The following is a 25,817-nucleotide window of genomic DNA, read 5'->3' as shown; positions in this document are numbered from 1 at the left end:
CTTCCGCGTGCTACTTCAAGGCGAGCAGCAGGGTGTCCGAGGGCGAGCACCACACCGGCCTGGCCTCCGCGAAGCCCTTCTCGCGCAGCACGCGCGCGTGCCACGCCGCCGACGGCATGTCGCCGTCCGCGTGCTCGCCGTAGATCTCGTAGCGCCGGGCGGTGGGCTCGGCGAGGACCGGGTCCTTGGCGGCGAGCTGCCACCACTGCGACCAGTCGAGGACGCCGTCCCGCTCGGCCTGCTCCATGCGGGCGTGCCGCTGCGCCCGCTCGGCGGCGTTGATCCGGGGCGTCGTCTCGTCGATCATGTGGTCCGCGTTCATGAAGACACCGCCGTCGCGGACCACTCCCGCGACCCGGCCGTAGAGGTCCGCGAGGGGTTCCCGGTGCAGCCAGTGCAGGGCCGTCGCGGTCAGGACGGCGTCGTACGAGTCGTACGGCAGCTTCGCCGGCCAGTCGGGGTCCTTGAGGTCGGCGGTGACGAGGCCGACCCGCTCGTCGCCCGCGAAGGTGCCCTCGGCGATGGCGAGGAGCGCCGGGTCGAGGTCGACGCCGGTGCTGGTGGCCTCCGGGAAGCGGGCGAGCAGCCGGGCGGTGATGCTCCCGGTGCCGCAGGCGAGGTCCAGCACGCGCGGGGCGGTGCCCACGAGGGCCTCGACCATGTCCAGCATGATCCGGAACCGCTCCTCGCGGTCGGGCAGGTACCACTCCTGCTGCCGGTCCCAGCTCTTCTGCCAGGCCTGCCAGTCGGCGGTGGTCGTGGTGGTGTCCGCGTCCGTCATCGAGCCCCTCCCTCGTAATACCCTGGAAGCACCATCAGCTGTTACGAGTGCGCGCTCATGACCATAAAGCCCCTCCGTAAGGACTACAAGTGGAACTGGCCTATTACTCGGACTATGCGGTGCGCCTCGTCAACACCGAGGAGCCGGCCCGGGGCAAGGACTCCCTGACGTCGGTCGAGGCGGTCCGCGAGCTGTTCGGCGTCAACCAGTCGGCGGCCCGCCGCGCCACCGACGCGGACGTCACCCGCTTCCGCTCGGTCCGGGCCCGGCTGCGCGCGGTCTTCGAGGCGGCCGACAAGGGCGACGAGACGCTCGCCGTGGACCTGCTGAACTCACTGCTGCTGGAGTTCCCGGTGAGCCCGCAGATCTCCGGGCACGACTTCCGCGACGACGACGGCCGTCCCCTGTGGCACATGCATCTGGCGGACCACCCGTCCAACGCGACCGCGGGCTACGCGGCGATCGCGGCGATGGGGCTGGCGTTCCACCTGACCGAGTACGGCGTGGACCGGCTCGGCCTGTGCGAGGCCGCGCCCTGCCGCAACGCCTACCTGGACACCTCCACCAACCGCTCCCGGCGCTACTGCTCCGACCGCTGCGCGACCCGCGCCAACGTGGCGGCCTACCGCGCCCGCAAACGCCTCGAAGCCGCCCGGCCCGGCCTGCCCGAGAGGACGGGCCTGGCGGCCGACAGCGCCCAGCCCAGCAGCGCCCAGGGCGAACGCCGGCCGGGCCTGAGCGGCCGGTAGCGGAACCGGACCCGGCCCAGCACCAGCTCGTCCGGTACGACGCCGTAGTCGGTGCTGTCGCCGCCGGCGTACGTGTTGTCCCCGAGCACCCACCAGCCGTTCTCGCGCCGCTCGGCGACCCGCTTGACGACCAGCAGGTCCTGCTGGAAGGGGTGCCGCAGCACGACGACGTCACCGGGCCTGACCCGGGCCCCGTAGTGCACCAGGAGCCGGTCCCCGTGGTACAGCGTGGGCACCATGGACGGACCGGTCACCTCGGCCACCCCGAAGGGCGCGGCCGACCTCCCCCGCTCGGACTCCTGCGACAGCTCCGGCATCACCCGGCACCTCCCCGGTTCTTCGTCCACCAGTCTCAGTCTCGCCCCGGACTTTTGTCCTAAGCCCAAGGGGGCACCCGCCAAAAGCCGTCCCTCACGGAGTAATGTCCCCTGTGAGAAGACGATCACGAGGAAGGAATGCTCCATGCTTTCCCGCCTGTTTGCCCCCAAGGTCAAGGTCAGCGCACACTGTGACCTTCCCTGCGGTGTGTACGACCCTGCCCAGGCCCGCATCGAGGCGGAGTCGGTGAAGGCCATCCAGGAGAAGATGGCCGCCAACGACGACCCGCACTTCCAGGCGCGTGCCACCACCATCAAGGAGCAGCGCGCGGAGCTCGCGAAGCACCACGTTTCCGTGCTGTGGAGCGACTACTTCAAGCCGCCGCACTTCGAGAAGTACCCCGAGCTGCACCAGCTGGTCAACGACACCCTCAAGGCCCTCTCGGCCGCCAAGGGTTCGACCGACCCGGCGACCGGCCAGAAGGCGCTGGACTACATCGCCCAGATCGACAAGATCTTCTGGGAGACCAAGAAGGCCTGAAGTCACGGGCGCACGAAGGGGCCCGGCCGGGAGAACCGGCCGGGCCCCTTCGTCATGGGCGCGGTCGTCGCCGTCAGTGGAACTGCGGGACGATCAGGAAGATCCCGTACGCCACCACGGCCGCGCAGGCCAGGAAGCACAGCGCCGCCTGGGTGAGGCCGAGGTTTGATGTGCGGCCCTGCTGGTCGCGGGCGCCCTCCAGTTGGGCTAGGCCGAGGACGCCGAGGGCGAAGACGACGACCACGGCGACGGTGACGCCTGTGCTCACCGCGGCGACCTGGCCGAGTGCGGTCCAGTCCAGATGCATGTCGACTCCCCGTCGTTCAGGCGGCCGTGCCGACCTTGGCGGGCGGCTCGGTGCGGATGGTGACCTCGTGTGCGTCGTTGACGTTGTGCGCGTGGACCGGATTGCGGCGGGAGACGACCACGATGCCCGCGGCGAGGGCGGCGCCGACCAGGGCGACGACCGCCGTACCGAGGTCGCCGCCGCTGCGGACCACGCTCGCGGCCAGGCCGCCGACCAGTGCGGCGGCGGGCAGTGTGACCAGCCACGCGACCGCCATGCGGCCCGCGACGCCCCAGCGGACCTCCGCGAGCCTGCGGCCGAGCCCCGCGCCGAGGATGCTGCCCGAGGCGACCTGGGTGGTGGACAGGGCGAAGCCGAGGTGTGCGGAGGTCAGGATGACGGTGGTGGAGGCGGTCTCGGCGGCGAAGCCCTGCGGCGACTGGATCTCGGTGAGGCCCTTGCCCATGGTGCGGATGATGCGCCAGCCGCCGAGATACGTGCCGAGGCCGATGGCCAGGCCCGCGGACGCGATCACCCACAGGGGCGGTCCGGCGGCGTGGCCGAGCGCGCCGGCCGAGATCAGGGTGAGGGTGATGACGCCCATGGTCTTCTGCGCGTCGTTCGTGCCGTGGGCGAGGGAGACCAGCGAGGCCGAGGCGATCTGGCCGATCCGGAAGCCCTTGGTCACGGACTCTTTGCGAGCGCGGTCGGTGAGCCGGTAGGCGAGGTAGGTGGCCAGCAGCGCGGCGACACCCGCCACGACCGGTGAGGCCACCGCCGGCACCAGGACCTTCTCGACGACCTTGCCGAAGTTGACGCCTTGGCTGCCCGCCCCGACCCACACGGCACCGATCAGCCCGCCGAAGAGGGCGTGCGAGGAACTCGACGGCAGGCCGACCAGCCAGGTCAGCAGGTTCCACAGGATCGCCCCGACCAGGCCGGCGAAGATCATCCCCGGGGTGACGAGGGTGTCGTCCACGATGCCGCCCGAGACTGTCTTGGCGACCTCGGTGGACAGAAAGGCACCGACCACGTTGAGGACACCGCTGATCAGGACCGCCGTACGGGGAGCGAGTGCGCCGGTGGCGATGGACGTGGCCATCGCGTTCGCCGTGTCGTGGAATCCGTTGGTGAAGTCGAAGGCGAGCGCCGTCACGATGACGACCGCCACGAGGAACGTGATGTGGTCCATTCCTGAATGCAAACAAGTGTGGGCCAATAGGCGGGGAACGGCGAGGCAAAGGCTGGTCAAGGTTCACGCGGGTGGCGGTGGCGTCGCCCTTATACGATCGCGCCCATGAGGATCCGCTGGACGTACGCCTTCATCGACCGCCCGCGCGAGGCGTTCGACGCCGCCTGCGCGTTCTGGACGGCGGTCACGGACACCCGGCTCTCCGAACTGCGTGGAGAACAGGACGAGTTCGTCACGCTGGTGCCGCACGACGCCGACGCCTGCCTGAAGGCACAGGCGGTGCGATCGGGGGACGGCGGTGCGCATCTCGACTTCTGTGTGGACGACGTAAGGGAGTTCGCCGACTCGGCGACGCGGCTCGGTGCGAGCGTGGTGGCCGACCTCGGGTCGCTCGTCGTGCTGCGGTCGCCCGGCGGGCAGTTGTTCTGCGCGGACCCTTGGCGCGGGCAATCGTCGCGTCCGGGGGTGGTGCGGGGCAGCCGTCTCGACCAGGTGTGCGTGGACGTGCCGCCGTCCGCCTACGACGCCGAAGTCGCCTTCTGGAGCGGGCTGCTGACCGACTGGACGTCACGGCCCGGTTCCCTTCCGGAGTTCCACGTGGTCGAGCCGCCGCCCGGCCTGCCGGTACGCCTGCTCCTGCAACGCCTCGGCGAGGAACGCCCCGCCTCCGCCCACCTCGACCTAGCCTGCGCGGACGTCGAGACGACCCGGGCGCGGCACGAGGAGCTCGGGGCCGTGTTCGTGGCCGGCTTCCCGGGCTGGACGGTGATGCGCGACCCGGCGGGCGGCACGTACTGCCTGACGACCCGGGATCCGGAGACGGGCGGGCTGCGGGTCTAATCCGACTCGGCGTACGCGCAGAGGACGGCCCCGCCGTGCTCGGGCGTCGGGCAGGGCGGCAGGTCCGGTGTCTCGTCGGGGTTCGTCTGCTGCCAGACGTACGGCCCCCGGGGTTGAGTCGAGTCCTGCATCCACAGCGTCAGCCCGCCCGCGACGGCCACGACCAGCGCCCATACGATCACCACCCGGCGCCACACCCTGCGCCGTCGCTCCCCCGCCATGTCCATGCCTCACACGCTAGTCGAGCAACCGCGCCGCCCGGGCCTGGAGATAACGCTGCTCGGGCAGGCTGAGGGTCTGCGCGGCGGCCGACTCGTAGGCGGCACGAGCGGCTTCGAGCTCGCCCGCGCGCTCCAGGAGGTGACCTCGTACGGCGTCCAGCCGGTGGCCCTTCAACTCATCTGCCAGGACGTCCAGTTCGGACAGGCCCGCGTGCGGTCCGTGGACCATGGCGACGGCGACCGCGCGGTTGAGGCGTTCGACCGGGCCGGGGACCAGGGTCAGGAGGACGTCGTAGAGACCCAGGATCTCGGGCCAGTCCGTCGCCTCGGGTGAGGGCGCCTCGTCGTGGACGGCGGCGATCGCGGCACGCAGTTGGTAGGGCCCGGGCCGGCCCCGGGCCAGCGCCTCGGTGACCAGGGCGACGCCCTCCTCGATCGCGGCCTTGTCCCAGCGGTCCCGGTCCTGCTCGTCGAGGGGGATCAGCTCGCCGTGCGGGCCGCTGCGCGCGTCACGGCGGGCGTCCGTGAGCAGCATGAGCGCGAGCAGGCCTGCCACCTCGCAGTCCCCGGGGAGCAGCCGGTGGACCGTACGGGTCAGGCGTACGGCCTCGCCCGCGAGGTCACGGCGCTGGAGGACGGCGCCGGAGGTGGCCGTGTAGCCCTCGTTGAAGATCAGGTAGAGGGTCTGGAGGACGGACGGCAGCCGCTGTTCCCATCGCTCCGGGCGGCCGAAGCGCACACCCCGCACCTTCTGCTTGGCCCGGCTGATCCGCTGCGCCATCGTCGCCTCCGGCTCCAGATACGCGCGGGCGATCTCCGCCGTGGTGAGACCGCCGACGGCGCGCAGCGTGAGCGCGATCTGGGCGGGCGGCGTCAGGTCCGGGTGGCAGCACAGGAAGAGCAGCGAGAGGGTGTCGTCCTCGCGGGGAGCCCGTTCCCCGGGCGGCGGGGCGGTGAAGGCGTCGCGGGGCGTGAGCACCGCCGCCCTCTCCTCGCGCTGCCGCCGGGCCTCCTCGCTGCGCAGGGCGTCGGTCAGCCGCCGCGAGGCCACCCTGATCAGCCAGCCGCGCGGATTGCCGGGCACCCCCGCAGAGGGCCACTGCCCGGCCGCCGCGAGCAGCGCCTCCTGTACGGCGTCCTCGGCGGCGTCGAAGTGCCCGTAGCGCCTCACCAGCGCGCCGAGGACCTGCGGCGCGTTCCGGCGCAGCAGGTCCTCGATCTCGGGTGTGTTCCTCACCGGCCCGTCCGTCGGCGTGGTCCGGCCCTCAGATGTCCCCGGAGCCGTCCATGATCGGACGGATCACGACCGGGTAGTCGGCGGCGCCGGCCGGCTGGGGGCACCGGGCGACGCGCTCGGCGATCTCCGTGACCCGCTCCAGGCTCTCGCACTCCAGGACCCAGTAGCCGGCGAGCAACTCCTTGGTCTCGCTGTACGGCCCGTCGGTGATCACCGCCTTGCCGTCGTCACCGAGGGTGACGTGCCGGGTCTGCGCCGGCTCGGCCAGGCCCTGCCCGTCGACGAATTCGCCCGTCTCCGAGAGGTCGTCGTTGATGGCGCCCATGTAGGCGAACATGGCCTGGATCTCGTCCTCGCTCCAGGCGGGGGAGTTCGCCGACGCCTTGCCGCGCATGGCTTCGTAGTCCGCCTGCGTGCCCTGCACCATGACCAGGTACTTCATCAGTCCGCTCCTTCGGTGCTCACCGCCCTGGTGGGCGGCTCTCACAGGGGACGTCGGAGCCGGGCCGGGATTCTCGACACGAGCTCAGGGATTTTCCGCGACGGTTTCTCCTGGGGCGTCTTCGGTCGGGGTCGTCGCAGGTGGGGCGGTGTCCACGGAGGACCGGGGCTGGTCGGCGGACCGCGACGGCTCGGAGGCCCGGGTGCCCTCGCCGGCCTGACCGCCCTCGGCACCCTCCGCGTCGTAGGCCGTGCACTCGGGGTTGCGGCAGGGTCCCGGCACCCAGCGCGGGACCCACGCGCCCAGCGTCTTGTGGCGCCGGACGACTGTTTCCACTGGCTGTCCGCATGTCAGACAGACGTGTTGTTCGCTGCCCATGTCCTCAGGGTAGGCCGGTCGGGGCCTCAGCGCTTCCTGCTGTACGTGCGCACCAGCACGTCGTTGCCGAAGGTGCGCGTCGACTCCAGAGCGAACTCCGAGATCTCGAATCCGGAGCCGAACATCGGCATGCCCGCGCCGTACACGACCGGGTAGGTCTTGATCACGAGTTCGTCGATCTCGTCGCGCAGTTCTCCCGCGATCTGCGCGCCGCCGCACAGGTAGATGCCGAACCCGCCCTCCTCGGCCTTCAGTTCGCGGACCTTTCCGACCAGGTCGTCCGCGATGATCTCGACGTTCGGGTCGGGCGACTCCTTCAGCGTCCGGGAGGCGACGTATTCGCGCAGGTGGGCGTAGGGGCTGGTGATGCCGTCCTTCAGGGCGAGGTCGTAGCTGGCTCGGCCCTGGACGATGGTGCCGAACCGCTTGTTCGGCAGGTCGTCGAAGCCGAGGGCCCGACGGCCCTGGGTGGGCACGGTCTCCGGGTATTCCGCCTTGAGGAAGGCGAGGAACTCCTCGTCGACGAAACGGACCATCGAGGTCGCGTCGCCGCCCGGGTCGCCGATGAAGCCGTCGATGGAACAGGCGATGAAGTACGTGAGCTTTCGCAAGCCGGTCTCTTTTCGTAGGCTGCCGGTGCAACGACTTCAGTTGTAGTACTCCCGATGTAGTGGTTGCAAGCCGATATCCGTGAACCGACGAAAGTGGGAGAAGGGACTCCGCATGGTCAGCAATCCCGAGCGCCGGGCCGCGCTCGTCGACGCCGGCGTCGAGGTGCTCGCGCGCGAGGGAGCGCGCGGGCTGACGTTCCGCGCGGTGGACGCGGAGGCCGGCGTGCCCGTGGGCACGGCCTCCAACTACTTCACCGGCCGTGCCGACCTGCTGCGCCAGATCGACACCCGGCTGCACACACGGCTCGCGCCCGACCCCGACGTGGTCGCCGAGCTGATGACCCGCCCCAGGGACCGTTCACTGGTCACGGCCTTCATGTACGACCTGATGGCCCGCGCGACCCGCGACCGCACGGGCTATCTGGCCCTCATGGAGCTGCGCCTGGAGGCCACCCGCCGTCCCGAGCTGCTCGCCTCCTACACCAAGTCGGTGCGCGGCGACCTGGAGGAGGCCATGGAGTTCCACCGGACGGCCGGCCTCCCCGGCGGCGACGAGTCCGTCGCCGTGCTGTACCTGGCCATGCTCGGACTGCTCCTGGAGCACCTGACCCTGCCGGGCGTCCTGGAGGGCGTACTGCCCGGAGTGAGCGTGCCGGACGGGCTGGTGGAGAGGATCGTGGCGACGGTGCTGCCGGAGGGGGAAGCCGGACGGGCCGGCGAGAGCTAGGGGGTGTCCGCGAAGTCCCGCCTGCCTCGCGACGCCCGGCACGCACTCTCGCCGCACCGGACGAACACCCGCGTACAACCAGTACGCGGGCGCCTTCCTAGGCCTTGCGCGTGCGGGGCTCGCGCCACATCGGCCACATGGCCGGGCCGTCCTCCGGGAGGTCGAGCACCGGGCCGGCGAGTTCGAAGCCGAGGCGCTCGTACAGCTTGCGGCTGCGGGCGCTGCTCGCCTCCAGGTAAGCGGGCAGTCCCTCGCGGTCGCAGCGGTCGAGGACCGACTCGATGAGCGCCGTGCCGAGACCCTCGCCCTGGCGGCCGGGGGCCACGGCGATCATCCACAGATACTCGTGGGCCCGCTCGGAGGGGTGAATGGCGGCGGTCAGCCGGCCGATCGTCTCGACGCGTTCGTTGTCCGGGTCGACGGCCTGACGCACCTGGGCCGGGCCGTCGTCCTCGGCGTCGCCGCCATGGTCGTCGGCCGGCATGGACAGCCACAGCGCACAGGCCGAACCGTCCTCGGTGAGGTCGATGCGCCCGTCCGCGAGCACGATGTCGGTGAAGGCGGCCATGAGCCCGGGATGCTTGGCGCGACGGTCCTCCGCCCCGGGGAAGACCCAGCCGCTCACCGGGTCGTCCTGGAACGCCTCGTCCAGCAGCCGGACAACCAGCTCCCGGTCGCCCTCGCCCGCCGCCCGGATCGCCACACCCATGTCCCGCCCCTTCGATCGTCCCGACGGGCGTTGATCGTAGGGCGGTTGGGAGCCGGCCCGGCGCTTGGGGCGTGAGCTTGGCGGGAATTCATCGAACAGTTGTCCAAAGCGCCTGTCGTGACCGGCCATAGGAGGCGGGCCCCGCACACCGTGGGGCAGTGCGGGACCCGCCTGGCCGGAGGCCCGGGGCCGTACGGAGTCAGGAGCCGCACGGCCCCGGGACGCTCCGGGGTCCTGCCCTCCGGTCACCCGAAGGTCCGTCAGGTGCCGTCGGCGGCCCGTTGCCGCACCGGCGGCCGTCCCCGACCGCCGATTGCCGCACCGTCCACCGTCAACTGCTGCTCGGTCAACTGCTGCGCCGTGTCACGAACTCGGCAAGGGCCAGCAGACCGCCCGCCGCCTCCGGGTCCGGCACCGCGCGTGCCAGTTGCTGCATCGCCACCGCCATCCGGTCGGCCGCCTGGTTCTGCGCCCAGTCACGGCCGCCCGCCCGCTCCACGGTCAGGGCGATGTGGTCCAGGTCCTCCTTCTCGCTGGGTCGTGCGTACAGTTCGGCGAGTTCCGCGGCCGCCGGCGTGCCGGAGGCGAAGGCCGCCACGACCGGCAGGGACTTCTTGCGGGCGGCCAGGTCCGCGCCGACGGGCTTGCCGGTGCGGCGCGGGTCGCCCCATATGCCGATCACGTCGTCGATGAGCTGGAAGGCGAGCCCGGCCTCCCGGCCGAACGCGTCCAGCGCCGCCACGTCCGCGTCCCCGGCACCCGCGTACAGCCCGCCGATCGCACAGGCGCTGCCCAGCAGCGCGCCCGTCTTGGCCTCCGCCATGGCGAGCACCTCGTCGAGCGTGACCTCGCGGGGAGCGCGCCGCTCCATGGCCGTGTCCGCGTGCTGTCCCGCGCACAGTTCGATCACACAGTCGGCAAGCCGGGCGGTGGCGGCCGGGGCCGCCGGATGCGGGTCCTCGGCGAGCAATCGCATGGCCAGCGCCTGGAGGGCGTCCCCGGCGAGGATCGCGTCGGGGTCACCGAACACGGTCCACGCGGTGGGCCGGTGCCGACGGGTGGCGTCCCGGTCCATCACGTCGTCATGCAGAAGCGTGAAGTTGTGGACCAGCTCCACCGCCGCGGCCGCCCGGACCGCCGCCGCCCGTGCCCCGGCCCCGCCGAGGGCGGCCGCCGCGGCGAGGACGAGCGCGGGCCGGATCGCCTTGCCGGAGCCGCCCTCGGCCGGTGTGCCGTCCGCCAGCTCCCAGCCGAAGTGGTAGCGCGCGATCCGGCGCATCGGTGGGGGCAGCGAGCCGAGCGCGTCCCGCAGTACCGGGTCGACCTCCGCCCGGGCCCGCTCCAGGAGCATGACCGCCTCGTGCCCCTCGGCCGGTCCCGGCCGGCCGTCCCGCTGTGTTCCGATGGGCTCCCGCCCTTGCGGTGCCCCGGCCGCACGCCCGGGCTCGGTACCGCGCTGCCCGCCGGGGGCGGGCAGCGTCGTCTCCGTCCTGAACTCCGTGAGGGACTCACCCATGGGACCGCCTCGGAGACTGAGCGGACGGTGGCGCTTCCGCTGCCGCTGGGCGTGTACCCCGAGGGTGTACCCGCGCCGCCGGGCGCCGACACGGCCGCCGCACCGGAAACGTCACTGCCAGCGGCCGATCTCGACGTTCTCCAGGACGCCGAGCGCGTCCGGTACCAGGACCGCGGCCGAGTAGTAGGCCGTGACCAGGTACTTGATGATGGCCTGTTCGTTGATGCCCATGAAGCGCACCGACAGGCTGGGCTCGATCTCGTCCGGGATGCCGGAGGCCCGCAGGCCGATGACGCCCTGGTCGCTCTCGCCGGTACGCATGGCGATGATCGACGTCGTCCGCTCCGGGCTCACCGGGATCTTGTTGCACGGGAAGATCGGCACTCCGCGCCAGGTGGGGATGCGGTTGCCGGCCATGTCGATGGTCTCGGGGACGAGTCCGCGCTTGTTGAGCTCACGGCCGATCGCGGCGATGGCGCGCGGGTGGGCGAGGAGCAGTTTGGTGCCGCGGCGCCTGCTGAGCAGCTCGTCCAGGTCGTCCGGGCCGGGCACGCCGTCGTGCGGCTGGATCCGCTGGTCGTACTCGCAGTTGTGCAGAAGGCCGAAGTCGCGGTTGTTGATGAGCTCGTGCTCCTGGCGCTCCTTCAGCGCCTCGACCGTCAGCCGGATCTGCTGCTCGGTCTGGTTCATGGGCTGGTTGTAGAGGTCGGCCACGCGCGTGTGGATGCGCAGGACGGTCTGGGCGACGCTCAGTTCGTACTCACGGGGCCTGGCCTCGTAGTCGACGAAGGTGTGCGGGATGTCCGGCTCGCCGGAGTGGCCGGCGGCGAGGTCGATCTCCTTCTCGCCGTACTTGTTGGAGCGCTGCTGGGGGATCGAGCGGCGCTGCTGGAGGTGCTCACGCAGCGAGTCCGAACGCTCCGCGATCTGCTCGACGTCCTGGCGGGTCAGGACGAGCACGGTGCACGCGGTGAGCGCCCGGGCCGTGTACTCCCAGATGGCGTCCTCGTTCAGCAGCGCCTCGTCGCCGAGGTAGGCGCCGTCGGCGAGGACCCCGAGGGACTCGTCGTCGCCATACGGGCCCGTGCCGACCTTCTCCACCCTGCCGTGCGCCAGCAGGTACACCTCGTCGGTCGGGCTGCCGAACGAGGCGATCACCTCGCCGGCGGCGATCTCCCGCTGCTCGCAGCGCCGGGCGATCTCGAAGAGCACCTCCTCGTCCTCGTACGACCGCAGCGCCGGAAGCTCGCCCAGCTCCGCGGGGATGATCTCCACGCGGTCGCCGGTCTTCACGAACGTCAGCCGGCCGTCGCCCACGGCGAACGTCAGCCGCCGGTTCACCCGGTACGTACCACCCTGGATGTCGACCCAGGGCAGCATCCGCAGCAGCCAGCGGGAGCTGATCTCCTGCATCTGTGGCACGGACTTGGTCGTGGTGGCCAGGTTCCGCGCGGCCGCCGTGCCGAGACTCTGCTGCGGCTTGGTCTGCTCCGTGCGGACCTCTTCGCCTACCGACATAGAGAACTGCCCTCCCGGTTGTGACCGACGCCCATATGCCTCGGGCATCGATGTGCACGACCAAGCCTTCCTCACCCAACGTCCCGGTGCTATTACACGAACGAGCGGGAATGGATCTTCGTACGACTGGGCAGGGGCCCGCTTTCCCGGCATTGGAGGGCGGCGTGGCAGGGCTCCGGGCTGCTGGCGACAACCCGTCGGAACCTGTCGGTCATGCCACTGGGGAGCGTGCGGGACCGGACCTAGCGTGGTGATCCGTTCCTTCCACCGACTCCGGAGACGGCCCGCCCATGCAGTACATCGCGCCGATCGCCATCGGCATCCTCTACGCCCTGTTGATGTCCCTGGTCCGCGAACCGCACCGGCGGCGCCTGAACGCGGTGATGGTCGCCGGTGCCGGCGCGGCGTACCTCAGCGGCGGCGGCATGGGCGGCTGGGAGTTCCCGTTCACCGCGCTGCTCGCCTACGTCGCCTTCCGCGGCCTGGAGTCGTGGACGTGGATCGGCGTCGGCTGGCTGCTGCACACGGCGTGGGACATCGTGCACCACGTCAAGGGAGCCCCGATCATCCCCTTCGCCCACACCTCCTCCCTTGGCTGCGCGATCTGCGACCCGGTGATCGCACTCTGGTGCCTGCGCGGCGGCCCGTCCCTCATCGACCTCGTGCGCGGGCGCCGCCGGTCCGGGCGGCCGCGGCTCGGCCCGGGCGCGCGGGAAGGCGTCAGCCCCGAGTCCCCCTCCCCCACCCCCGGGTGACAATGGCCCGGTGACCAGCCCCGACACCTCCGGATTCGCCGCACTGCGCCCCCGGCTGCCCTCGCCTGTGGAAGAGGTCGTGGACGGCCGCTTCGAGCGCCACGGCGTCCGGCTGGTGCTGAAGCGGGACGACTTGATCCACCCGGAGCTGATCGGCAACAAGTGGCGCAAGCTGGCGCCGAACCTCGCGGCGGCGGCCGGCCGTACCGTCGTCACCTTCGGCGGCGCCTACTCCAACCACCTGCGGGCCACGGCCGCGGCCGGCCGGCTGCTCGGCATCCGCACGGTCGGCGTCGTACGCGGCGAGGAGCTGGCCGGCCGGCCTCTCAACCCCTCACTGACCCGCTGCAGGGCCGACGGTATGCGGCTGCACTTCGTCGACAGGGCGACGTACCGCCGCAAGTCCGAGCCGCGGACCCTGGCCGCGATCCTGCGCGCGGCGGACGCCGAGGAGGCGTACGTCGTCCCCGAGGGCGGCAGCAACGCGGAGGCCGTGCGCGGCTGCCGGGCGCTCGGCGCCGAACTGCACGGCCGAGCCGATGCCGTCGCCGTGGCCTGCGGCACCGGCGGCACACTGGCGGGACTGGCCGCCGGTCTCGCCCCCGGACAACGTGCCATGGGTGTCCCGGTGCTCAAGGGCGGCTTCCTGGCCGCCGACGTGGGGGCCTTGCAGCAGCAGGCCTTCGGCGGTCCGCGCGGCACCTGGAGCCTCGACGACCGCTTCCACTTCGGCGGCTACGCGCGCGTGCCCGGCGAGCTCGACTCCTTCGCCGCGGACTTCGAGCAGCGCCACGGACTGCCCGTCGAACGCCTGTATGTCGCCAAGCTGCTGTACGGGCTCGTCACCCTGGCCGGCGAAGGGGCCTTCCCGCGCGGGACGACGGTGGCGGCGGTGGTCACCGGCCGTCCCTTCCCGTGACGCCCGGCAGCGCCCTACCGTCCGATCCTCCTGCCTCTACGCCGTCTCCTGCCGTCCGCCCCTCCCCGCCTCTACGCCGTCTCCCGGAAGGCCGCCGCCTCCTCCAGATCCAGTCTGCGCAGCAGCGTCCGCAGCATCTCGTCGTCGATGTACCGGGCGTCCCGGAGCTTGACGAACACCTCGCGCTCGGCGCTGATCATCTCCCGCGACAGCCGCCGGTAGGTGTCGTCGACGGACTCCCCGGTGACCGGGTTGGCCTGCCCGAGCCGTTCCCAGACGGCGTTGCGGCGGCGCTCCAGGACGGTGCGGAGCCGGTCGGCGAGCGGCGCGGGCAGGGCGTTGCGCTCGTCGGTGAGGAGTTCGTCCAGGCGCCGCTCGGCGGCCCGGGAGGCCTGCGCCTGGGCGTTGGCCTCGGCCAGTGTCTCGGCGTGTGTGTCCCGCCCGGGGAACTTCAGCAGACGGATCAGCGGGGGCAGGGTCAGCCCCTGCACGACCAGCGTCCCGATGACGGTCGTGAAGGTCAGGAAGAGGATGAGGTTGCGGTGCGGGAAGGGCTCCTCGCCGTCGTGCAGGGTGAGCGGGATCGAGAAGGCGATGGCGAGCGAGACCACGCCCCGCATACCGGCCCACGCGACGACGAACGGCCCCTTCCAGGTCGGACTCGCCTCCCGCTCCCGGATCCGGGCCGAAAGCCGCGGGAGGAAGGTCGCCGGGTACACCCACGCGAACCGGGCCGCGACGACCACCAGGAAGACGGCGACCGCGTACCAGGCGGCCAAGGCCCCCTCGTACTCCCCGAGGCCCCTCAGCACCACCGGGAGCTGGAGTCCGATCAGCGCGAACACCGCCGACTCCAGGACGAAGGCGACCATCTTCCACACCGCCTCCTCCTGCAGACGCGTGGCGAAGTCGACCTCCCACGCGCGGTGTCCCAGGTAGAGGGCGACGACCACGACCGCGATGACACCGGAGGCGTGCACCTGCTCGGCGACGGCGTACGCGACGAAGGGGGTCAGCAGGGAGAGCGTGTTCTGGAACAGCGCCTCCTTCACGTGCGTGCGCAGCCAGTGGATCGGCGCCATCAGCACGAGCCCGACCACGACGCCGCCGACCGCCGCGAGCAGGAACTCGCCGATGCCCCCGGCCCAGGTCGCGCCCTCGCCGACGGCGGCGGCCAGGGCCACCCGGTAGGCGGTGATCGCGGTGGCGTCGTTCAGCAGGGACTCGCCCTGGAGGATCGTGGTGATCCGCGACGGCAGCCCGACCCGGCGGGCCACGGCCGTCGCCGCGACCGCGTCCGGCGGCGCCACCACCGCGCCGAAGACGAGGGCGGCGGTCAGCGGCAGGTCCGGCACGATCAGGTACAGGGCCCAGCCGACGACGAAGGTCGCGAACAGCACGTACCCGACGGACAGCAGCGCCACCGGGCGCAGCTGCGCCCGCAGGTCGAGGTACGAGCTGTCGGTGGCGGCCGTGTGCAGCAGCGGGGGCAGCAGGAGCGGCAGGACGATGTGCGGGTCGAGGGTGTAGTCCGGCACCCCGGGGACGGAGCTGACCGCCAGCCCGACCGCCACCAGCAGCAGTGGCGCCGGCACCGGTGTGCGCCTGGCCGCCGCGGCGATCGCTGCGCTGCCCGCCACCAGCAGCAGCAGTGGCATCACGTCCATCGTTCTCGCCCGCCCTCTTTTTTCCACGCGGTCTTCGGCGCGACCGTCGTAACCTGGCAATCATGAAACAGTGCACCCACGCCGAGGCGCTGCCTCATCCCGAACCCGTCCCGCTCAGCGAGACGTGTCCGGAGTGCCTGGCGGAGGGCATGGATCCGGTGCAACTGCGGCTGTGTCTGAGCTGCGGCCACGTCGGCTGCTGCGACTCCTCGCCGGGGCGGCACGCGGCGGTGCACCACGAGAAGTCCGGGCATCCCGTGATGCGGACCCATGAGCCCGGGGAGACTTGGCGGTGGTGCTTCGTCGATCATGTACTGGTGTGACTCGACAGGACCCCGGCGCGGGACGGTTCGACCGTCTGACGTCTGGGTACGTCAACCCGGCGCACGCTCTTCCCATTTGGGCCCGCAGAACCTCTAGACACGGAGCGTATCCGGAGGTTTACTGTGAGTGACGGCAAGGGGTTGGGGTCCCGGGGACAGGACCGTTGAGAGCGCGGTAGCGTCACCGCTGAACCATGTATCGCGTTACCCCGGGGGGCGACCCTCGGCCCTGAAACACTTGTACCACCATGGAGGTGAGGGTGTCCCAGATCGCAGGCGAGCCCGCGACGCAGGACTTCGTGGAAGTCCGGCTGCCGGCCGCGGGTGCCTACCTGTCGGTGCTGCGTACGGCCACGGCCGGTCTCGCGGCCCGTTTGGACTTCACCCTCGACGAGATCGAGGACCTGCGCATCGCTGTGGACGAGGCCTGCGCGATCCTGCTTCAGCAGGCCGTGCCCGGCTCCGTGCTCAGCTGTGTCTTCCGCCTCGTCGACGACTCACTCGAGGTCACCGTCTCGGCGCCGACCACCGATGGTCATGCCCCCTCGCGGGACACCTTCGCCTGGACGGTCCTGTCCGCTCTCGCGGGCAAGGTCTCCTCCGCCGTGGACAAGGACAAAACCGTTTCGATCAGCCTCTACAAACAGCGCGGCGCGGGACCCGGGCCGGCGTGAGGAAAGAGGACGGGCCGGTGCGGGACGAAGAGCGCGGCACACGAGAGCTGCCGGCCGAGGGCACGGCCACGGACCCGTGCGGTCCGACCGTGGCCCGGCGCGTGGCGGACGGCATCGACGGCATCCCCGAGCAGGCCCGCCCGCATCCGGAGGACGACTCCGCGGGGGCCGTCCTCCCGGGCGGTGGGCAGCGGACCCAGGACGGTGCCGTGCGGAGCGCGCCTCCGGGCGGAGGGATCGCAGCACCTCCTGCCCAGGGGGGTCCCCCCACTCGCGCGCAGTCGGGAGTGGCGGAGGAGGCGAGGGCTCGGGGAAGGGCGACGGGCGGGACGATGAGCGAGCACGAGCGACACTCCGAGGACGAAGCGCCGCGCGCACGCCACACACAAGGTGCGCACGGCTCCCCGGACCGCAGCGGGGCGCGCGAGATGTTCCTCAAACTGCGCACGCTGGACAATGGCAGCCCCGAGTACGCGGAGCTGCGCAATCAGCTGGTCCGCATGCACCTGCCGCTCGTGGAGCATCTCGCACGCCGCTTCCGCAACCGCGGCGAGCCGCTCGACGACCTCACCCAGGTCGCCACGATCGGGCTGATCAAGTCGGTCGACCGCTTCGACCCGGACCGCGGTGTGGAGTTCTCCACGTACGCGACCCCGACGGTCGTCGGCGAGATCAAGCGGCACTTCCGCGACAAGGGCTGGGCGGTGCGCGTCCCGCGCCGGCTCCAGGAGCTGCGCCTCTCCCTGACCACGGCCACGGCCGAGCTCTCGCAGCTGCACGGGCGCTCCCCCACGGTCCACGAGCTCGCCGAGAAGCTGGCGATCTCGGAGGAGGAGGTCCTGGAGGGCCTGGAGTCCGCCAACGCGTACTCCACGCTGTCCCTGGACGTCCCCGACACCGACGACGAGTCCCCGGCGGTCGCCGACACCCTCGGCGCGGAGGACGAGGCGCTGGAGGGCGTGGAGTACCGGGAATCCCTCAAGCCGCTGCTGGAGGACCTCCCGCCGCGCGAGAAGCGGATCCTGCTGCTGCGCTTCTTCGGCAACATGACCCAGTCGCAGATCGCGCAGGAGGTCGGTATCTCGCAGATGCACGTCTCGCGGCTGCTGGCGCGCACACTGGCCCAGCTCCGGGAGAAGCTCCTCGTCGAGGAGTGACGGCTACTTCTGTACGTTGCCGGGCCCGCGGATCCCGAGGGCCCGGGTCGTCTCGGGGTTCACGAGCAGGACGAGCGCCGCGACGGCCACGACCGCGAGGGCGATCCCGGCCGGAATGGCCATGCTGTCGGCCTGGAGCAGGTTATAGGCCACGGGCAGCGCCATGAGCTGGGTGATGACGGCCGGGCCGCGGCTCCAGCTGCGGCGGCCGAGCAGCCCGCGCGCGGCGAGCAGCGGCAGCAGCGCGAGCACGACGAGCGTGACGCCCCCGGTCACGGCCTGCTGGCGGTTGTCCGGCTCGCCGGTGAGTGCGAGGACGAGCATCCACACGCCGCCGACGACCAGCGCCAGCCCCTCCAGTGCGGCCAGCAGCGCGGCGTACGTCAGCCGCCGCGGGCGGGGGCCGGTGTTCTCCGGGGTGGTGGGGGTCTGCTCACTGCTCACCCCTGAAGAGTAGCCCTGGTCGTACGCGCCCCTCGTGGCGAGGTTCACCCCCGGTCTCTTACCTGATCCCTACCTCGGTCTGGGCCAGGTACCACCCAGTAGGTACGCTGCCAGTCATGCGTGCACTTCTCGTGGTCAACCCGGCGGCAACCACCACAAGTGCGCGCACACGCGACGTACTGATCCACGCGCTCGCCAGTGAGATGAAGCTGGAAGCGGTCACCACCGAGTACCGCGGCCACGCGCGCGACCTGGGCCGGCACGCGGCGGAGAGCGACGACATCGACCTCGTGGTGGCCCTCGGTGGCGACGGCACGGTCAACGAGGTCGTCAACGGCCTCCTGCACGCGGGCCCCGCCCCGGGACACCTCCCCGGCCTCGCCGTGGTCCCGGGCGGCTCCACCAATGTCTTCGCCCGCGCTCTGGGCCTGCCCAACGACGCGGTGGAAGCCACCGGCGCTCTGCTGGACGCCCTGCGCGACGGCAGTGAACGCACCGTCGGCCTGGGCCTGACCTCCGGCACGCCGGGCACGGAGGACGAGGCGGTGCCCCCGCGCTGGTTCACCTTCAACGCGGGGCTCGGCTTCGACGCAGGTGTGGTCGGCCGGGTCGAGCAGCACCGCGAGCGCGGCCGGAAATCCACACACGCTCTTTACGTACGCCAGGTCGTGCGCCAGCTCCTCGGCGAGCCGAACCGCCGGCACGGCACGATCACGCTCGAGCGGGACGGCGAGGATCCGGTCACCGATCTGGTGCTGTCCATAGTCTCGAACACCTCCCCGTGGACGTTTCTGGGGAATCGCCCGATCTACGCGGCGCCTAAGGCCTCGTTCGATACCGGCCTCGATCTCTTCGGTCTCAGCCGGCTGTCCACCGCGGCCGTTGCCCGGTATGGCACCCAGTTGCTCACTTCGTCCCCCGAGCGCGGACCCCGTGGCAAGCACGCCACCTCTCTGCACGATTTGACCGAGTTCACCTTGCATTCGAAGGCTCCGCTCCCCCTCCAGATGGACGGTGACCACCTGGGCCTGCGAACAAGCGTGACGTTCACAGGCGTACGCCGTGCACTGCGTGTGATTGTGTGAGCAGAACTGGCTAAAGTCCTTTCACTCGAACGTTTAGGCCAGGGTCCACCCCATGGAAGTACGGCTGTGACCTAGTCGACACCGAAGAATCAAAAAAAACTTTCCAGAAGGGGTTGTATCCGCCGCTGAGGTTTGCGAGTCTCTACGTGGCGATCGGGACGGCCCGCAACATCGGCCTCCACTGATCACCAGAACCCCTCTTCAACTCACAGGACCCACGCCAGGGAACCTGGCGGTCGGCCCTTCACTTGTTGAGGGATTCGTGAAAGCGTTCACATTCACAAGCACCCTGCACGTAATACCAAGGAGAGGTAGCAGCCATGGACTGGCGTCACAACGCCGTTTGCCGCGAGGAAGACCCCGAGCTCTTCTTCCCCATCGGCAACACCGGTCCTGCGCTGCTGCAGATCGAGGAAGCCAAGGCCGTCTGCCGTCGCTGCCCTGTGATGGAGCAGTGTCTGCAGTGGGCGCTCGAGTCCGGCCAGGACTCCGGCGTCTGGGGTGGTCTCAGCGAGGACGAGCGCCGCGCCATGAAGCGCCGTGCCGCCCGCAACCGGGCCCGTCAGGCCTCCGCCTGACAACCCACCCCTGCTGACAGCCTGAGCTTGGCGGCGCGTACAGCGAGTACGCATCTCCCGCCCCCGAGCCGCAGCGCGCAGTTCCCCCGATGCGCTTGAGTTAAGCAGCAACGAGCTTTAGCCCCGGGCCACTTGATGGCCCGGGGCTCAATGCTTTCCAGAGCCGGATCGAGCTGGACGCTTCCTACTTCCGCGTCGGCACCGGGATGTCCAGGATCACGCGGGTGCCGCGCTCCGGGGCCGGGACCATGTCGAACGTTCCCCCCAACTCGCCCTCCACCAGGGTCCGTACGATCTGGAGTCCGAGGTTCCCCGCGGTCTGCGGATCGAAGCCTTCCGGCAGGCCGACCCCGTCGTCCTGGACGGTGACCAGCAGGCGGGCCTCCTTGGTCGTTCCGCCGCGGACCGCCGACACCTCTACCGTGCCGGTGTCGCCCTCGCGGAAGCCGTGCTCCAGCGCGTTCTGCAGAACCTCGGTCAGCACCATCGACAGCGGGGTGGCGACCTCGGCGTCGAGGATGCCGAAGCGGCCGGTGCGCCGGCCCGTGACCTTGCCCGGGGAGATCTCCGCGACCATCGCCAGGACGCGGTCGGCGATGTCGTCGAACTCCACGCGCTCGTCCAGGTTCTGGGAGAGCGTCTCGTGCACGATCGCAATCGATCCGACGCGTCGCACCGCCTCTTCCAGGGCCTCGCGGCCGCGGTCGGACTCGATGCGCCGGGCCTGGAGGCGGAGCAGGGCCGCCACCGTCTGGAGGTTGTTCTTGACGCGATGGTGGATCTCCCGGATCGTCGCGTCCTTGGTGATCAACTCGCGTTCGCGGCGGCGGAGTTCGGTGACGTCACGGAGGAGGACCAGCGAGCCGATGCGGGTGCCCTTCGGTTTGAGGGGAATCGCGCGGAACTGGATGACCCCGTCACTGGCCTCGATCTCGAACTCGCGGGGCGCCCAGCCGCTGGCCACCTTGGCGAGCGCCTCGTCCACCGGGCCCAGGGTCGGGGCGAGTTCGGCGGTGGTCTTGCCCAGATGCTGGCCGACGAGGTCGGAGGCGAGGCCGAGACGGTGGTAGGCGGACAGCGCGTTCGGGGAGGCGTACTGGACGATGCCGTCGGCGTCGAGCCGGACCAGGCCGTCACCCACCCGGGGCGAGGCGTCCATGTCGAGCTGCTGGTTCGCGAACGGGAAGGCGCCGGCCGCGATCATCTGCGCGAGGTCGGAGGCGCTCTGGAGATAGGTGAGCTCCAGGCGGCTCGGGGTGCGCACGGTGAGGAGATTGGTGTTGCGTGCGATGACACCGAGGACGCGCCCCTCCCGCCGTACGGGGATCGACTCGACCCGGACGGGGACCTCTTCGCGCCACTCGGGGTCGCCCTCGCGCACGATGCGGCCCTCGTCGAGGGCGGCGTCGAGCATCGGGCGGCGGCCGCGCGGGACCAGGTGGCCCACCATGTCGTCCTGGTAGGACGTGGGACCGGTGTTGGGCCGCATCTGCGCGACGGACACGTACCGCGTGCCGTCGCTGGTGGGGACCCACAGCACCAGATCGGCGAAGGAGAGGTCGGAGAGCAGCTGCCACTCCGAGACCAGCAGGTGGAGCCACTCGAGATCGGTGTCGTCGAGGGCGGTGTGCTGGCGGACGAGTTCGTTCATGGAGGGCACGTGAGCGAGCGTACCCGGGGGTTTGTACGGCTCTGAAATGTACGGCCCCTCACAGATGGGGGTCCCCTGGAACACCCGCGGGCCGCGGCGCCTGAGAGGGACCCTCAACCCTCCCGGCACCGCAGCCCGGAGCAGTATCGGCCGCGGGGTGTGCGGTCCCGGTCGGCCGAAGGGCGAGGAGCCGGGGCAGTCAGGGCAGAGAGCCTCGGTTCCTCTTTCCGCCTTCCTGTGCGGGGAAGGCGGAGGCTGGTGCGCGCTTCACACGCGCTCTCGTTACGCATTGTGGACTAGACCACTCGTGGGTGTCCATGCGTTGGAGGCTGTTCGTTGTTGTTAATTCTCCGACTGATCGGACGCGCTGGCGTCCTCCACGCAGCCTAACCCGTGTGGGTTCCTGTGCGGGGCCAGATGGACATGGCAATTTCCGCGACCGCCTCCAGTTCCTCCCGGCTCGCCCCGTCCCGCGCCTGTTGCGACATGCCCTGGATCATCGCTCCGGTATGGCGGGCCAGGGCGGCGGCGTCGGTGACCGGGGGCAGCGCGCCGGCGGCGACATCGGCTCTGATGCGGCTCTCGAACGCGGCGATGTCGGCGTTACGGCGGTCCCGCAGCGACTGTTCGACCTCGGGCGTCGAGCAGTTCGCGGCGGCGTGGACGACCAGACAGCCGTGCGGGTGGCCGGGTTCCGTGTACGCGGCGGCGGCCTCGCGCAACACGCGCTCGACGGCGGCCCGGGCGGTGGGCTCCTCGGCGAGGGCCCGGTCGATGAACGAGCCGTACGTCGCGCCGTAGACCTGCACGACCTCCTCGAAGAGGGATCGCTTGTCCCCGAAGGCCGCGTAGAGGCTGGGGGCGCCGATGTCCATGACGCGGGTGAGGTCGGAGACGGACGTGGCCTCGTAGCCGTGCAGCCAGAAGGCCAGGAGCGCCTTCTCCAGGGCGGTCTCGCGATCGAAGGAGCGGGGGCGGCCGCGGGGCCGCCCTTTGACCTTGCCCGTCGCGGCCCCGGGCCTCTCGGCCTGCGCGGTTCCGTGCGACTCGGCCTTCATGGTCCCGTCGTCGTTCACCATGGAGTGCATTTTATAGCGGGCACTAGAGAAATGTCGGCGGACTGCGGTACGGTCATTTCTGTAGCGACCACTAGCGAACGGGGCTGTTCGCCTGCCGGAGACCCGGCCGACACCGGCAGGCCGCCCCTGCGGGACCGGCGGCATTCACCCTGGGAGCGACGCCACCGCTCTGTTAGATTGGTCTAAACCACACGACCTCTCTCCCGGGTCCAGTCCCAGTTGAGCATCCACCCAGATCGGCAGGCCCAGCGTGGAAGTTGTCATCGTTCCGGACGCCAAAGCGGGCGGCGAGCTCATCGCCGAGGCCATGGCTCAGCTGCTCCGGCGCAAGCCCGACGCCCTGCTCGGCGTGGCGACCGGCTCGACACCGCTGCCCGTGTACGAGGCGCTGGCGGCCAAGGTGCGGTCCGGTGCCGTGGAGGTCGCGCGAGCACGGATAGCCCAGCTCGACGAGTACGTGGGGCTGCCTGCCGCCCATCCGGAGTCGTACCGCTCGGTGCTGCGGCGTGAGGTGCTGGAGCCGCTGGGGATCGGGATGGACCAGTTCATGGGGCCGGACGGCGCGGCCGAGGATGTGCAGGGGGCCTGCGAGGCGTACGACCAGGCTCTCGTGGACGCCGGGAGTGTGGACCTTCAGCTGCTCGGGATCGGAACCGACGGGCACATAGGGTTCAACGAACCGTGTTCGTCGCTGGCGTCACGCACGCGGATCAAGACGCTGACCGAGCAGACCCGGATCGACAACGCGCGCTTCTTCGACGGCGACATCGACCAGGTGCCGCACCACGTGATCACGCAGGGTATCGGCACGATCCTGGAGGCCCGGCACCTGGTGCTGCTCGCCACCGGGGAGGGCAAGGCGGACGCGGTCGCGGCGACGGTGGAGGGGCCGGTCGCCGCGGTGTGCCCCGCGTCCGCGCTCCAGCTCCACCCGCATGCGACCGTCGTGGTCGACGAGGCCGCCGCGTCGAAGCTGAAGCTGGCGGACTACTTCCGGTACACCTACGCCAACAAGCCGGAGTGGCAGGGGATATAGGGCCTGTCGTTTGGATCAGGCCCGACGGGATGCCCCTGCTTCAAGCATCTCGTCGTCGGCCGGCTCGTCCTCGGCCCGCAGGCCGGCCACCCACAGCGGCATGACCCAGTGGACGACGAGGACGGCGATGAGGAGGGGGGCCGCGTAGGCCTTCGGGGCGTTGCCGTCGACACCGCCTGTGATCAGCAGGGCGACCGCCGTCGCGGCCAGGAGCAGCGTGGTCATGCGGTGGGCCCGGGCCAGGACGCGGCTGCGTTCGGCCGACTGCCGCTCGTCCAGTACGTGTTCGCGCAGCTCCAGCAGGCCCCGGGTGGCGCCGTTGATGATCCCGGTCGCGACCATCCAGGGAAGCAGCAGCACCGCCATCGCGGCGACGGGCCACAGCGGCTCGCCCTCGGCGAGGAAGAAGTGGGTCATCAGTGCGCCGATGGCCACGGTGAGGGTGATGTGCGCGGCGACGGCCAGACGCCGGCGTGCCGCCGTGGCGTACCAGGCCTGACAGCGGCGGTCGTTCATCAGCCGCAGCATGCTCCGGTCGTAGCGGGTCAGGCGTGTCGTCGTCATGGCTGGTTCCTCCCGTAGACCTTGTCCGTGAGCGGCCGGAACGGTTCGAGTGAGAACAGGGCCTCGACCGGCAGATCGAAGAACTTCGAGATCTTCAACGCCAGGTCGAGGCTCGGGTTGTACTGCCCTCGCTCGATGTAGCCGATGGTCTGGTAGTGGGCTCCCACTGCCTCGGCCAGGCTCTGGCGCGACACCTTCCGTTCGGCGCGCACCATGGCCAACCTGTTGTGCACCTGCTCGCTCATGTATAAGAAGTACTACATTCTGAGGTAGCCTTACAACCCGGTGATCACCTCGGCCGCCGCCCGGCCGCAGACGCGGGCCGCACCGTGGGTGGCGATGTGCAGGGCGCCGCGGGGTGCGGCCTGCGGGACGCCCATTTCGACCACGATGGTGTCGGGGCGGGCGGCCAGGAGGGTGTCGAGGGCCGAGGCCATCCAGGGGTGGCGGTGTTCGTCGCGGACGACTGCGACGATGCGGCGCGCACCGGCTGCCTGAAGGGCCGCCCGTCCGGCACTCTCACCGGCACCGGCTTCGCTCTCCTTGCCTTCCGCCGCCGAGAAGCTGCCCGTCACCGTGCCCGGCAGGAGGTGGACGAGTTCGGCCGCAACGCCCCAGGGGGTCTCATCGCCCACCGCGATGTTGGCGACGGGGGTGAGGGCGGCGACGTAGGGCGGTTCGGTGAGGGGCTTGAAGGTTTCCGGGGTCCCGAGGCCCGGGGCGGTGGTGACCGTGAGGGCGCGGCGGGCGGCGTGCAGGCCGATCTCGCTGCCGTGAGTGTCCTCGGGTGCGCGGCCCTCCGTGCTCGCCCAGCGGGCCAGTGCCCGGACCCGGTCCGCGGCCTCGGCCAGGCGTTCCTCCGGCAGTTCACCCGCGCGGACCGCCGCGACCAGAGCGTCCCGCAGGCGCCGTACGGTCGCGTCGTCGGCCAGGCCGCCGCCCACGCAGATCGCGTCGGCACCGGCGGCGACGGCGAGGACGCTGCCGCGTTCGATGCCGTAGGTGCCCGCGATGGCCCGCATCTCCATGCCGTCGGTGACGATGAGGCCGTCGTAGCCGAGTTCGCCGCGCAGCAGGCCGGTCAGGATGCGGCGGGAGAGGGTGGCCGGACGGTCGGGGTCCAGGGCCGGGACCAGGATGTGGGCGCTCATCACGGCCCGGCTGCCGGCGGCGATGGCCGCGCGGAACGGGGTCAGCTCGCGGTCGGTCAGCACGTCCGCGGGGACGTCGATGCGCGGCAGGGCGTGGTGGGAGTCGACGGCCGTGTCGCCGTGGCCGGGGAAGTGCTTGGTGCAGGCGGCGACTCCGGCGGACTGGAGGCCCGTCACATAGGCAGCGGTGTGCCGGGCGGCCAGTTCGGTGTCGGCGCCGAAGGAGCGGACACCGATCACCGGGTTGCGCGGGTTGGAGTTCACGTCGGCGGACGGGGCCCAGTTGAGGTTCACGCCGCATGCCGCGAGACGGCGGCCCAGTTCGTGGGCGACCTCTCGCGTCAGCTCCACGTCGTCCACCGCGCCGAGCGCGTGGTTGCCCGGGAAGGAGGAGCCGGTCCGCACCTCCAGGCGCGTCACGTCACCACCCTCCTCGTCGATCGCGACCAGGACGTCGTCGCGCTCGGCCCGCAGCTGCGCGGTCAGCGCGGCCAGTTGGCCGGGCGAGGCGATGTTGCGGCCGAACAGGCCGACGGAGGCGAGGCCCTCGCCGAGCCGGCGCAGCAGCCAGTCGGGGGCGGTGGTTCCGGTGAAGCCGGGCTGGAGAACCGTCAGGGCGTCACGGGTGAGCGTGTCGGTACCGCTGGCGAGTGTCGTCATGGGGCGGGG

At 71.0% G+C, this 25,817-nt stretch carries 30 protein-coding genes and 1 pseudogene; 12 read left to right on the top strand and 19 right to left on the bottom strand.

Annotation, left to right across the window (positions count from 1 at the left end; translation table 11 throughout):
* Positions 1–10: 10 nt before the first annotated feature.
* Complete coding sequence (locus CP976_RS28925; protein WP_150482969.1) at positions 11–781, bottom strand: class I SAM-dependent methyltransferase; 771 nt, start codon at positions 779–781, stop codon at positions 11–13.
* Between the two features lie 89 nt (positions 782–870).
* Here CP976_RS28925 and CP976_RS28920 point away from each other — a divergent pair, with 89 nt between their 5' ends.
* Positions 871–1,530 (top strand): CGNR zinc finger domain-containing protein, encoded by a 660-nt coding sequence (locus tag CP976_RS28920; RefSeq protein WP_150482968.1) that lies wholly within the window; start codon positions 871–873, stop codon positions 1,528–1,530.
* 65 nt (positions 1,531–1,595) lie between these two features.
* Here the strand turns inward: CP976_RS28920 and sodX are convergent.
* Positions 1,596–1,769: pseudogene (gene sodX / locus CP976_RS44700) on the bottom strand (nickel-type superoxide dismutase maturation protease); the annotation flags it as partial.
* Between the two features lie 223 nt (positions 1,770–1,992).
* Between sodX and sodN the strand changes: the two are divergent.
* A complete protein-coding gene (gene sodN / locus CP976_RS28910) occupies positions 1,993–2,388 on the top strand; it encodes a superoxide dismutase, Ni (RefSeq protein ID WP_086846677.1) in 396 nt (131 codons plus the stop codon).
* 73 nt (positions 2,389–2,461) lie between these two features.
* On the opposite strand, the gene CP976_RS28905 is transcribed toward sodN, so the two are convergent.
* Together CP976_RS28905 and CP976_RS28900 are read right to left on the bottom strand one after the other, a co-directional pair.
* Entirely contained in the window at positions 2,462–2,695 is a 234-nt protein-coding gene (locus CP976_RS28905) for a hypothetical protein (RefSeq protein WP_150482966.1), read from the bottom strand.
* A 16-nt stretch (positions 2,696–2,711) separates the two neighbouring features.
* The gene (locus tag CP976_RS28900; protein WP_150482965.1) at positions 2,712–3,866 is read right to left on the bottom strand and encodes an inorganic phosphate transporter; all 1,155 of its coding nucleotides are present in this window, start codon (positions 3,864–3,866) and stop codon (positions 2,712–2,714) included.
* A 105-nt stretch (positions 3,867–3,971) separates the two neighbouring features.
* Between CP976_RS28900 and CP976_RS28895 the strand changes: the two genes are divergently transcribed.
* Positions 3,972–4,706 carry a VOC family protein gene (locus CP976_RS28895; RefSeq protein WP_150482964.1) on the top strand — a complete coding sequence of 245 codons (735 nt, stop codon included), beginning with the start codon at positions 3,972–3,974 and terminating at the stop codon, positions 4,704–4,706.
* Here CP976_RS28895 and CP976_RS28890 read toward each other — a convergent pair.
* The 5 genes from CP976_RS28890 to CP976_RS28870 all read right to left on the bottom strand — a co-directional run bounded on the left by CP976_RS28890 (position 4,703) and on the right by CP976_RS28870 (position 7,595).
* Positions 4,703–4,933, bottom strand: a complete 231-nt coding sequence (locus CP976_RS28890) for a hypothetical protein (RefSeq protein WP_150482963.1) — start codon at positions 4,931–4,933, stop codon at positions 4,703–4,705. The genes CP976_RS28895 and CP976_RS28890 overlap by 4 nt on opposite strands.
* Positions 4,934–4,943: 10 nt before the next feature.
* Complete coding sequence (locus tag CP976_RS28885; protein ID WP_150482962.1) at positions 4,944–6,164, bottom strand: RNA polymerase sigma factor; 1,221 nt, start codon at positions 6,162–6,164, stop codon at positions 4,944–4,946.
* A gap of 28 nt (positions 6,165–6,192) precedes the next feature.
* Positions 6,193–6,606, bottom strand: coding sequence for a YciI family protein (locus CP976_RS28880; protein WP_150482961.1), 414 nt, complete (start codon positions 6,604–6,606; stop codon positions 6,193–6,195).
* An 84-nt stretch (positions 6,607–6,690) separates the two neighbouring features.
* The gene (locus CP976_RS28875; protein ID WP_150482960.1) at positions 6,691–6,984 is read right to left on the bottom strand and encodes a hypothetical protein; all 294 of its coding nucleotides are present in this window, start codon (positions 6,982–6,984) and stop codon (positions 6,691–6,693) included.
* A 26-nt stretch (positions 6,985–7,010) separates the two neighbouring features.
* Positions 7,011–7,595, bottom strand: coding sequence for a dihydrofolate reductase family protein (locus tag CP976_RS28870; protein WP_150482959.1), 585 nt, complete (start codon positions 7,593–7,595; stop codon positions 7,011–7,013).
* A gap of 112 nt (positions 7,596–7,707) precedes the next feature.
* Here CP976_RS28870 and CP976_RS28865 point away from each other — a divergent pair, with 112 nt between their 5' ends.
* Positions 7,708–8,322, top strand: a complete 615-nt coding sequence (locus tag CP976_RS28865; protein WP_150485545.1) for a TetR/AcrR family transcriptional regulator — start codon at positions 7,708–7,710, stop codon at positions 8,320–8,322.
* Between the two features lie 97 nt (positions 8,323–8,419).
* Here the strand turns inward: CP976_RS28865 and CP976_RS28860 are convergent, their stop codons facing one another.
* The 3 genes from CP976_RS28860 to CP976_RS28850 form a co-directional block, all read right to left on the bottom strand.
* Positions 8,420–9,031, bottom strand: a complete 612-nt coding sequence (locus tag CP976_RS28860) for a GNAT family N-acetyltransferase (RefSeq protein WP_150482958.1) — start codon at positions 9,029–9,031, stop codon at positions 8,420–8,422.
* Positions 9,032–9,377: 346 nt separating this feature from the next.
* The gene (locus CP976_RS28855; protein ID WP_229875579.1) at positions 9,378–10,547 is read right to left on the bottom strand and encodes a family 2 encapsulin nanocompartment cargo protein polyprenyl transferase; all 1,170 of its coding nucleotides are present in this window, start codon (positions 10,545–10,547) and stop codon (positions 9,378–9,380) included.
* A 111-nt stretch (positions 10,548–10,658) separates the two neighbouring features.
* Positions 10,659–12,065 carry a family 2B encapsulin nanocompartment shell protein gene (locus CP976_RS28850; RefSeq protein WP_150482957.1) on the bottom strand — a complete coding sequence of 469 codons (1,407 nt, stop codon included), beginning with the start codon at positions 12,063–12,065 and terminating at the stop codon, positions 10,659–10,661.
* A gap of 290 nt (positions 12,066–12,355) precedes the next feature.
* Between CP976_RS28850 and CP976_RS28845 the strand changes: the two genes are divergently transcribed.
* Together CP976_RS28845 and CP976_RS28840 are read left to right on the top strand one after the other, a co-directional pair.
* Positions 12,356–12,820 (top strand): DUF6010 family protein, encoded by a 465-nt coding sequence (locus CP976_RS28845; protein WP_150482956.1) that lies wholly within the window; start codon positions 12,356–12,358, stop codon positions 12,818–12,820.
* Positions 12,821–12,830: 10 nt separating this feature from the next.
* Positions 12,831–13,739 (top strand): 1-aminocyclopropane-1-carboxylate deaminase/D-cysteine desulfhydrase, encoded by a 909-nt coding sequence (locus CP976_RS28840; RefSeq protein WP_150482955.1) that lies wholly within the window; start codon positions 12,831–12,833, stop codon positions 13,737–13,739.
* Positions 13,740–13,810: 71 nt separating this feature from the next.
* Here the strand turns inward: CP976_RS28840 and CP976_RS28835 are convergent, their stop codons facing one another.
* Positions 13,811–15,406 (bottom strand): Na+/H+ antiporter, encoded by a 1,596-nt coding sequence (locus CP976_RS28835; protein WP_150482954.1) that lies wholly within the window; start codon positions 15,404–15,406, stop codon positions 13,811–13,813.
* A 62-nt stretch (positions 15,407–15,468) separates the two neighbouring features.
* Between CP976_RS28835 and CP976_RS28830 the strand changes: the two genes are divergently transcribed.
* From CP976_RS28830 to CP976_RS28820, 3 genes are all read left to right on the top strand, one after another.
* Positions 15,469–15,729, top strand: coding sequence for a UBP-type zinc finger domain-containing protein (locus CP976_RS28830; RefSeq protein ID WP_086848615.1), 261 nt, complete (start codon positions 15,469–15,471; stop codon positions 15,727–15,729).
* A 260-nt stretch (positions 15,730–15,989) separates the two neighbouring features.
* Positions 15,990–16,403 (top strand): ATP-binding protein, encoded by a 414-nt coding sequence (locus tag CP976_RS28825; protein ID WP_003992877.1) that lies wholly within the window; start codon positions 15,990–15,992, stop codon positions 16,401–16,403.
* Positions 16,404–16,420: 17 nt separating this feature from the next.
* A complete protein-coding gene (locus CP976_RS28820) occupies positions 16,421–17,560 on the top strand; it encodes an RNA polymerase sigma factor SigF (RefSeq protein ID WP_167537439.1) in 1,140 nt (379 codons plus the stop codon).
* Positions 17,561–17,563: 3 nt separating this feature from the next.
* On the opposite strand, the gene CP976_RS28815 is transcribed toward CP976_RS28820, so the two are convergent.
* Positions 17,564–18,004: a hypothetical protein gene (locus CP976_RS28815; protein ID WP_150482952.1), complete on the bottom strand. Its 441-nt coding sequence runs from the start codon at positions 18,002–18,004 to the stop codon at positions 17,564–17,566.
* A 116-nt stretch (positions 18,005–18,120) separates the two neighbouring features.
* Between CP976_RS28815 and CP976_RS28810 the strand changes: the two genes are divergently transcribed.
* Positions 18,121–19,089: a diacylglycerol/lipid kinase family protein gene (locus CP976_RS28810; RefSeq protein ID WP_086848609.1), complete on the top strand. Its 969-nt coding sequence runs from the start codon at positions 18,121–18,123 to the stop codon at positions 19,087–19,089.
* A 320-nt stretch (positions 19,090–19,409) separates the two neighbouring features.
* On the top strand, positions 19,410–19,667 hold the full coding sequence (locus tag CP976_RS28805; protein WP_016639615.1) for a WhiB family transcriptional regulator: 258 nt from the start codon (positions 19,410–19,412) through the stop codon (positions 19,665–19,667).
* A gap of 184 nt (positions 19,668–19,851) precedes the next feature.
* Here the strand turns inward: CP976_RS28805 and CP976_RS28800 are convergent, their stop codons facing one another.
* Entirely contained in the window at positions 19,852–21,318 is a 1,467-nt protein-coding gene (locus CP976_RS28800; protein ID WP_150485543.1) for a sensor histidine kinase, read from the bottom strand.
* Between the two features lie 386 nt (positions 21,319–21,704).
* Positions 21,705–22,397 carry a TetR/AcrR family transcriptional regulator gene (locus CP976_RS28795; protein ID WP_150482951.1) on the bottom strand — a complete coding sequence of 231 codons (693 nt, stop codon included), beginning with the start codon at positions 22,395–22,397 and terminating at the stop codon, positions 21,705–21,707.
* A gap of 250 nt (positions 22,398–22,647) precedes the next feature.
* Here CP976_RS28795 and nagB point away from each other — a divergent pair, with 250 nt between their 5' ends.
* Positions 22,648–23,433, top strand: coding sequence for a glucosamine-6-phosphate deaminase (gene nagB / locus CP976_RS28790; RefSeq protein ID WP_150482950.1), 786 nt, complete (start codon positions 22,648–22,650; stop codon positions 23,431–23,433).
* A gap of 15 nt (positions 23,434–23,448) precedes the next feature.
* Here nagB and CP976_RS28785 read toward each other — a convergent pair whose 3' ends face one another.
* From CP976_RS28785 to CP976_RS28775, 3 genes are read right to left on the bottom strand one after another with little or no spacing between them, the layout of a single operon-like run.
* Positions 23,449–23,997: a hypothetical protein gene (locus tag CP976_RS28785; protein ID WP_150482949.1), complete on the bottom strand. Its 549-nt coding sequence runs from the start codon at positions 23,995–23,997 to the stop codon at positions 23,449–23,451.
* On the bottom strand, positions 23,994–24,242 hold the full coding sequence (locus CP976_RS28780; protein WP_150482948.1) for a helix-turn-helix transcriptional regulator: 249 nt from the start codon (positions 24,240–24,242) through the stop codon (positions 23,994–23,996). Before CP976_RS28780 ends, CP976_RS28785 begins: the two co-directional genes overlap by 4 nt.
* 30 nt (positions 24,243–24,272) lie before the next feature.
* Positions 24,273–25,808 (bottom strand): glycoside hydrolase family 3 protein, encoded by a 1,536-nt coding sequence (locus CP976_RS28775; protein ID WP_150482947.1) that lies wholly within the window; start codon positions 25,806–25,808, stop codon positions 24,273–24,275.
* Between the last annotated feature and the right edge of the window lie 9 nt (positions 25,809–25,817).

Source organism: Streptomyces coeruleorubidus, from assembly GCF_008705135.1.
GTDB classification, from domain to species: Bacteria; Actinomycetota; Actinomycetes; order Streptomycetales; family Streptomycetaceae; genus Streptomyces; species Streptomyces coeruleofuscus.
The sequence above is the reverse complement of the archived record's forward strand: the minus strand, read 5'-3'. Positions and strand labels throughout refer to the sequence as shown.

Excerpts from the sequence above, each read along its gene's own strand:
- CP976_RS28810 (WP_086848609.1), top strand. The coding sequence starts at position 18,121 with ATGCGTGCACTTCTCGTGGTCAACCCGGCGGCAACCACCACAAGTGCG.
- CP976_RS28800 (WP_150485543.1), bottom strand. The coding sequence starts at position 21,318 with ATGAACGAACTCGTCCGCCAGCACACCGCCCTCGACGACACCGATCTC.
- CP976_RS28860 (WP_150482958.1), bottom strand. The coding sequence starts at position 9,031 with ATGGGTGTGGCGATCCGGGCGGCGGGCGAGGGCGACCGGGAGCTGGTT.
- CP976_RS28845 (WP_150482956.1), top strand. The coding sequence starts at position 12,356 with ATGCAGTACATCGCGCCGATCGCCATCGGCATCCTCTACGCCCTGTTG.
- CP976_RS28775 (WP_150482947.1), bottom strand. The coding sequence starts at position 25,808 with ATGACGACACTCGCCAGCGGTACCGACACGCTCACCCGTGACGCCCTG.
- CP976_RS28865 (WP_150485545.1), top strand. The coding sequence starts at position 7,708 with ATGGTCAGCAATCCCGAGCGCCGGGCCGCGCTCGTCGACGCCGGCGTC.
- CP976_RS28785 (WP_150482949.1), bottom strand. The coding sequence starts at position 23,997 with ATGACGACGACACGCCTGACCCGCTACGACCGGAGCATGCTGCGGCTG.
- CP976_RS28905 (WP_150482966.1), bottom strand. The coding sequence starts at position 2,695 with ATGCATCTGGACTGGACCGCACTCGGCCAGGTCGCCGCGGTGAGCACA.
- CP976_RS28855 (WP_229875579.1), bottom strand. The coding sequence starts at position 10,547 with ATGGGTGAGTCCCTCACGGAGTTCAGGACGGAGACGACGCTGCCCGCC.
- CP976_RS28795 (WP_150482951.1), bottom strand. The coding sequence starts at position 22,397 with ATGGTGAACGACGACGGGACCATGAAGGCCGAGTCGCACGGAACCGCG.
- CP976_RS28830 (WP_086848615.1), top strand. The coding sequence starts at position 15,469 with ATGAAACAGTGCACCCACGCCGAGGCGCTGCCTCATCCCGAACCCGTC.
- CP976_RS28900 (WP_150482965.1), bottom strand. The coding sequence starts at position 3,866 with ATGGACCACATCACGTTCCTCGTGGCGGTCGTCATCGTGACGGCGCTC.
- CP976_RS28880 (WP_150482961.1), bottom strand. The coding sequence starts at position 6,606 with ATGAAGTACCTGGTCATGGTGCAGGGCACGCAGGCGGACTACGAAGCC.
- sodN (WP_086846677.1), top strand. The coding sequence starts at position 1,993 with ATGCTTTCCCGCCTGTTTGCCCCCAAGGTCAAGGTCAGCGCACACTGT.
- CP976_RS28835 (WP_150482954.1), bottom strand. The coding sequence starts at position 15,406 with ATGGACGTGATGCCACTGCTGCTGCTGGTGGCGGGCAGCGCAGCGATC.
- CP976_RS28850 (WP_150482957.1), bottom strand. The coding sequence starts at position 12,065 with ATGTCGGTAGGCGAAGAGGTCCGCACGGAGCAGACCAAGCCGCAGCAG.
- CP976_RS28890 (WP_150482963.1), bottom strand. The coding sequence starts at position 4,933 with ATGGACATGGCGGGGGAGCGACGGCGCAGGGTGTGGCGCCGGGTGGTG.
- CP976_RS28875 (WP_150482960.1), bottom strand. The coding sequence starts at position 6,984 with ATGGGCAGCGAACAACACGTCTGTCTGACATGCGGACAGCCAGTGGAA.
- CP976_RS28895 (WP_150482964.1), top strand. The coding sequence starts at position 3,972 with ATGAGGATCCGCTGGACGTACGCCTTCATCGACCGCCCGCGCGAGGCG.
- CP976_RS28925 (WP_150482969.1), bottom strand. The coding sequence starts at position 781 with ATGACGGACGCGGACACCACCACGACCACCGCCGACTGGCAGGCCTGG.
- CP976_RS28805 (WP_016639615.1), top strand. The coding sequence starts at position 19,410 with ATGGACTGGCGTCACAACGCCGTTTGCCGCGAGGAAGACCCCGAGCTC.
- CP976_RS28780 (WP_150482948.1), bottom strand. The coding sequence starts at position 24,242 with ATGAGCGAGCAGGTGCACAACAGGTTGGCCATGGTGCGCGCCGAACGG.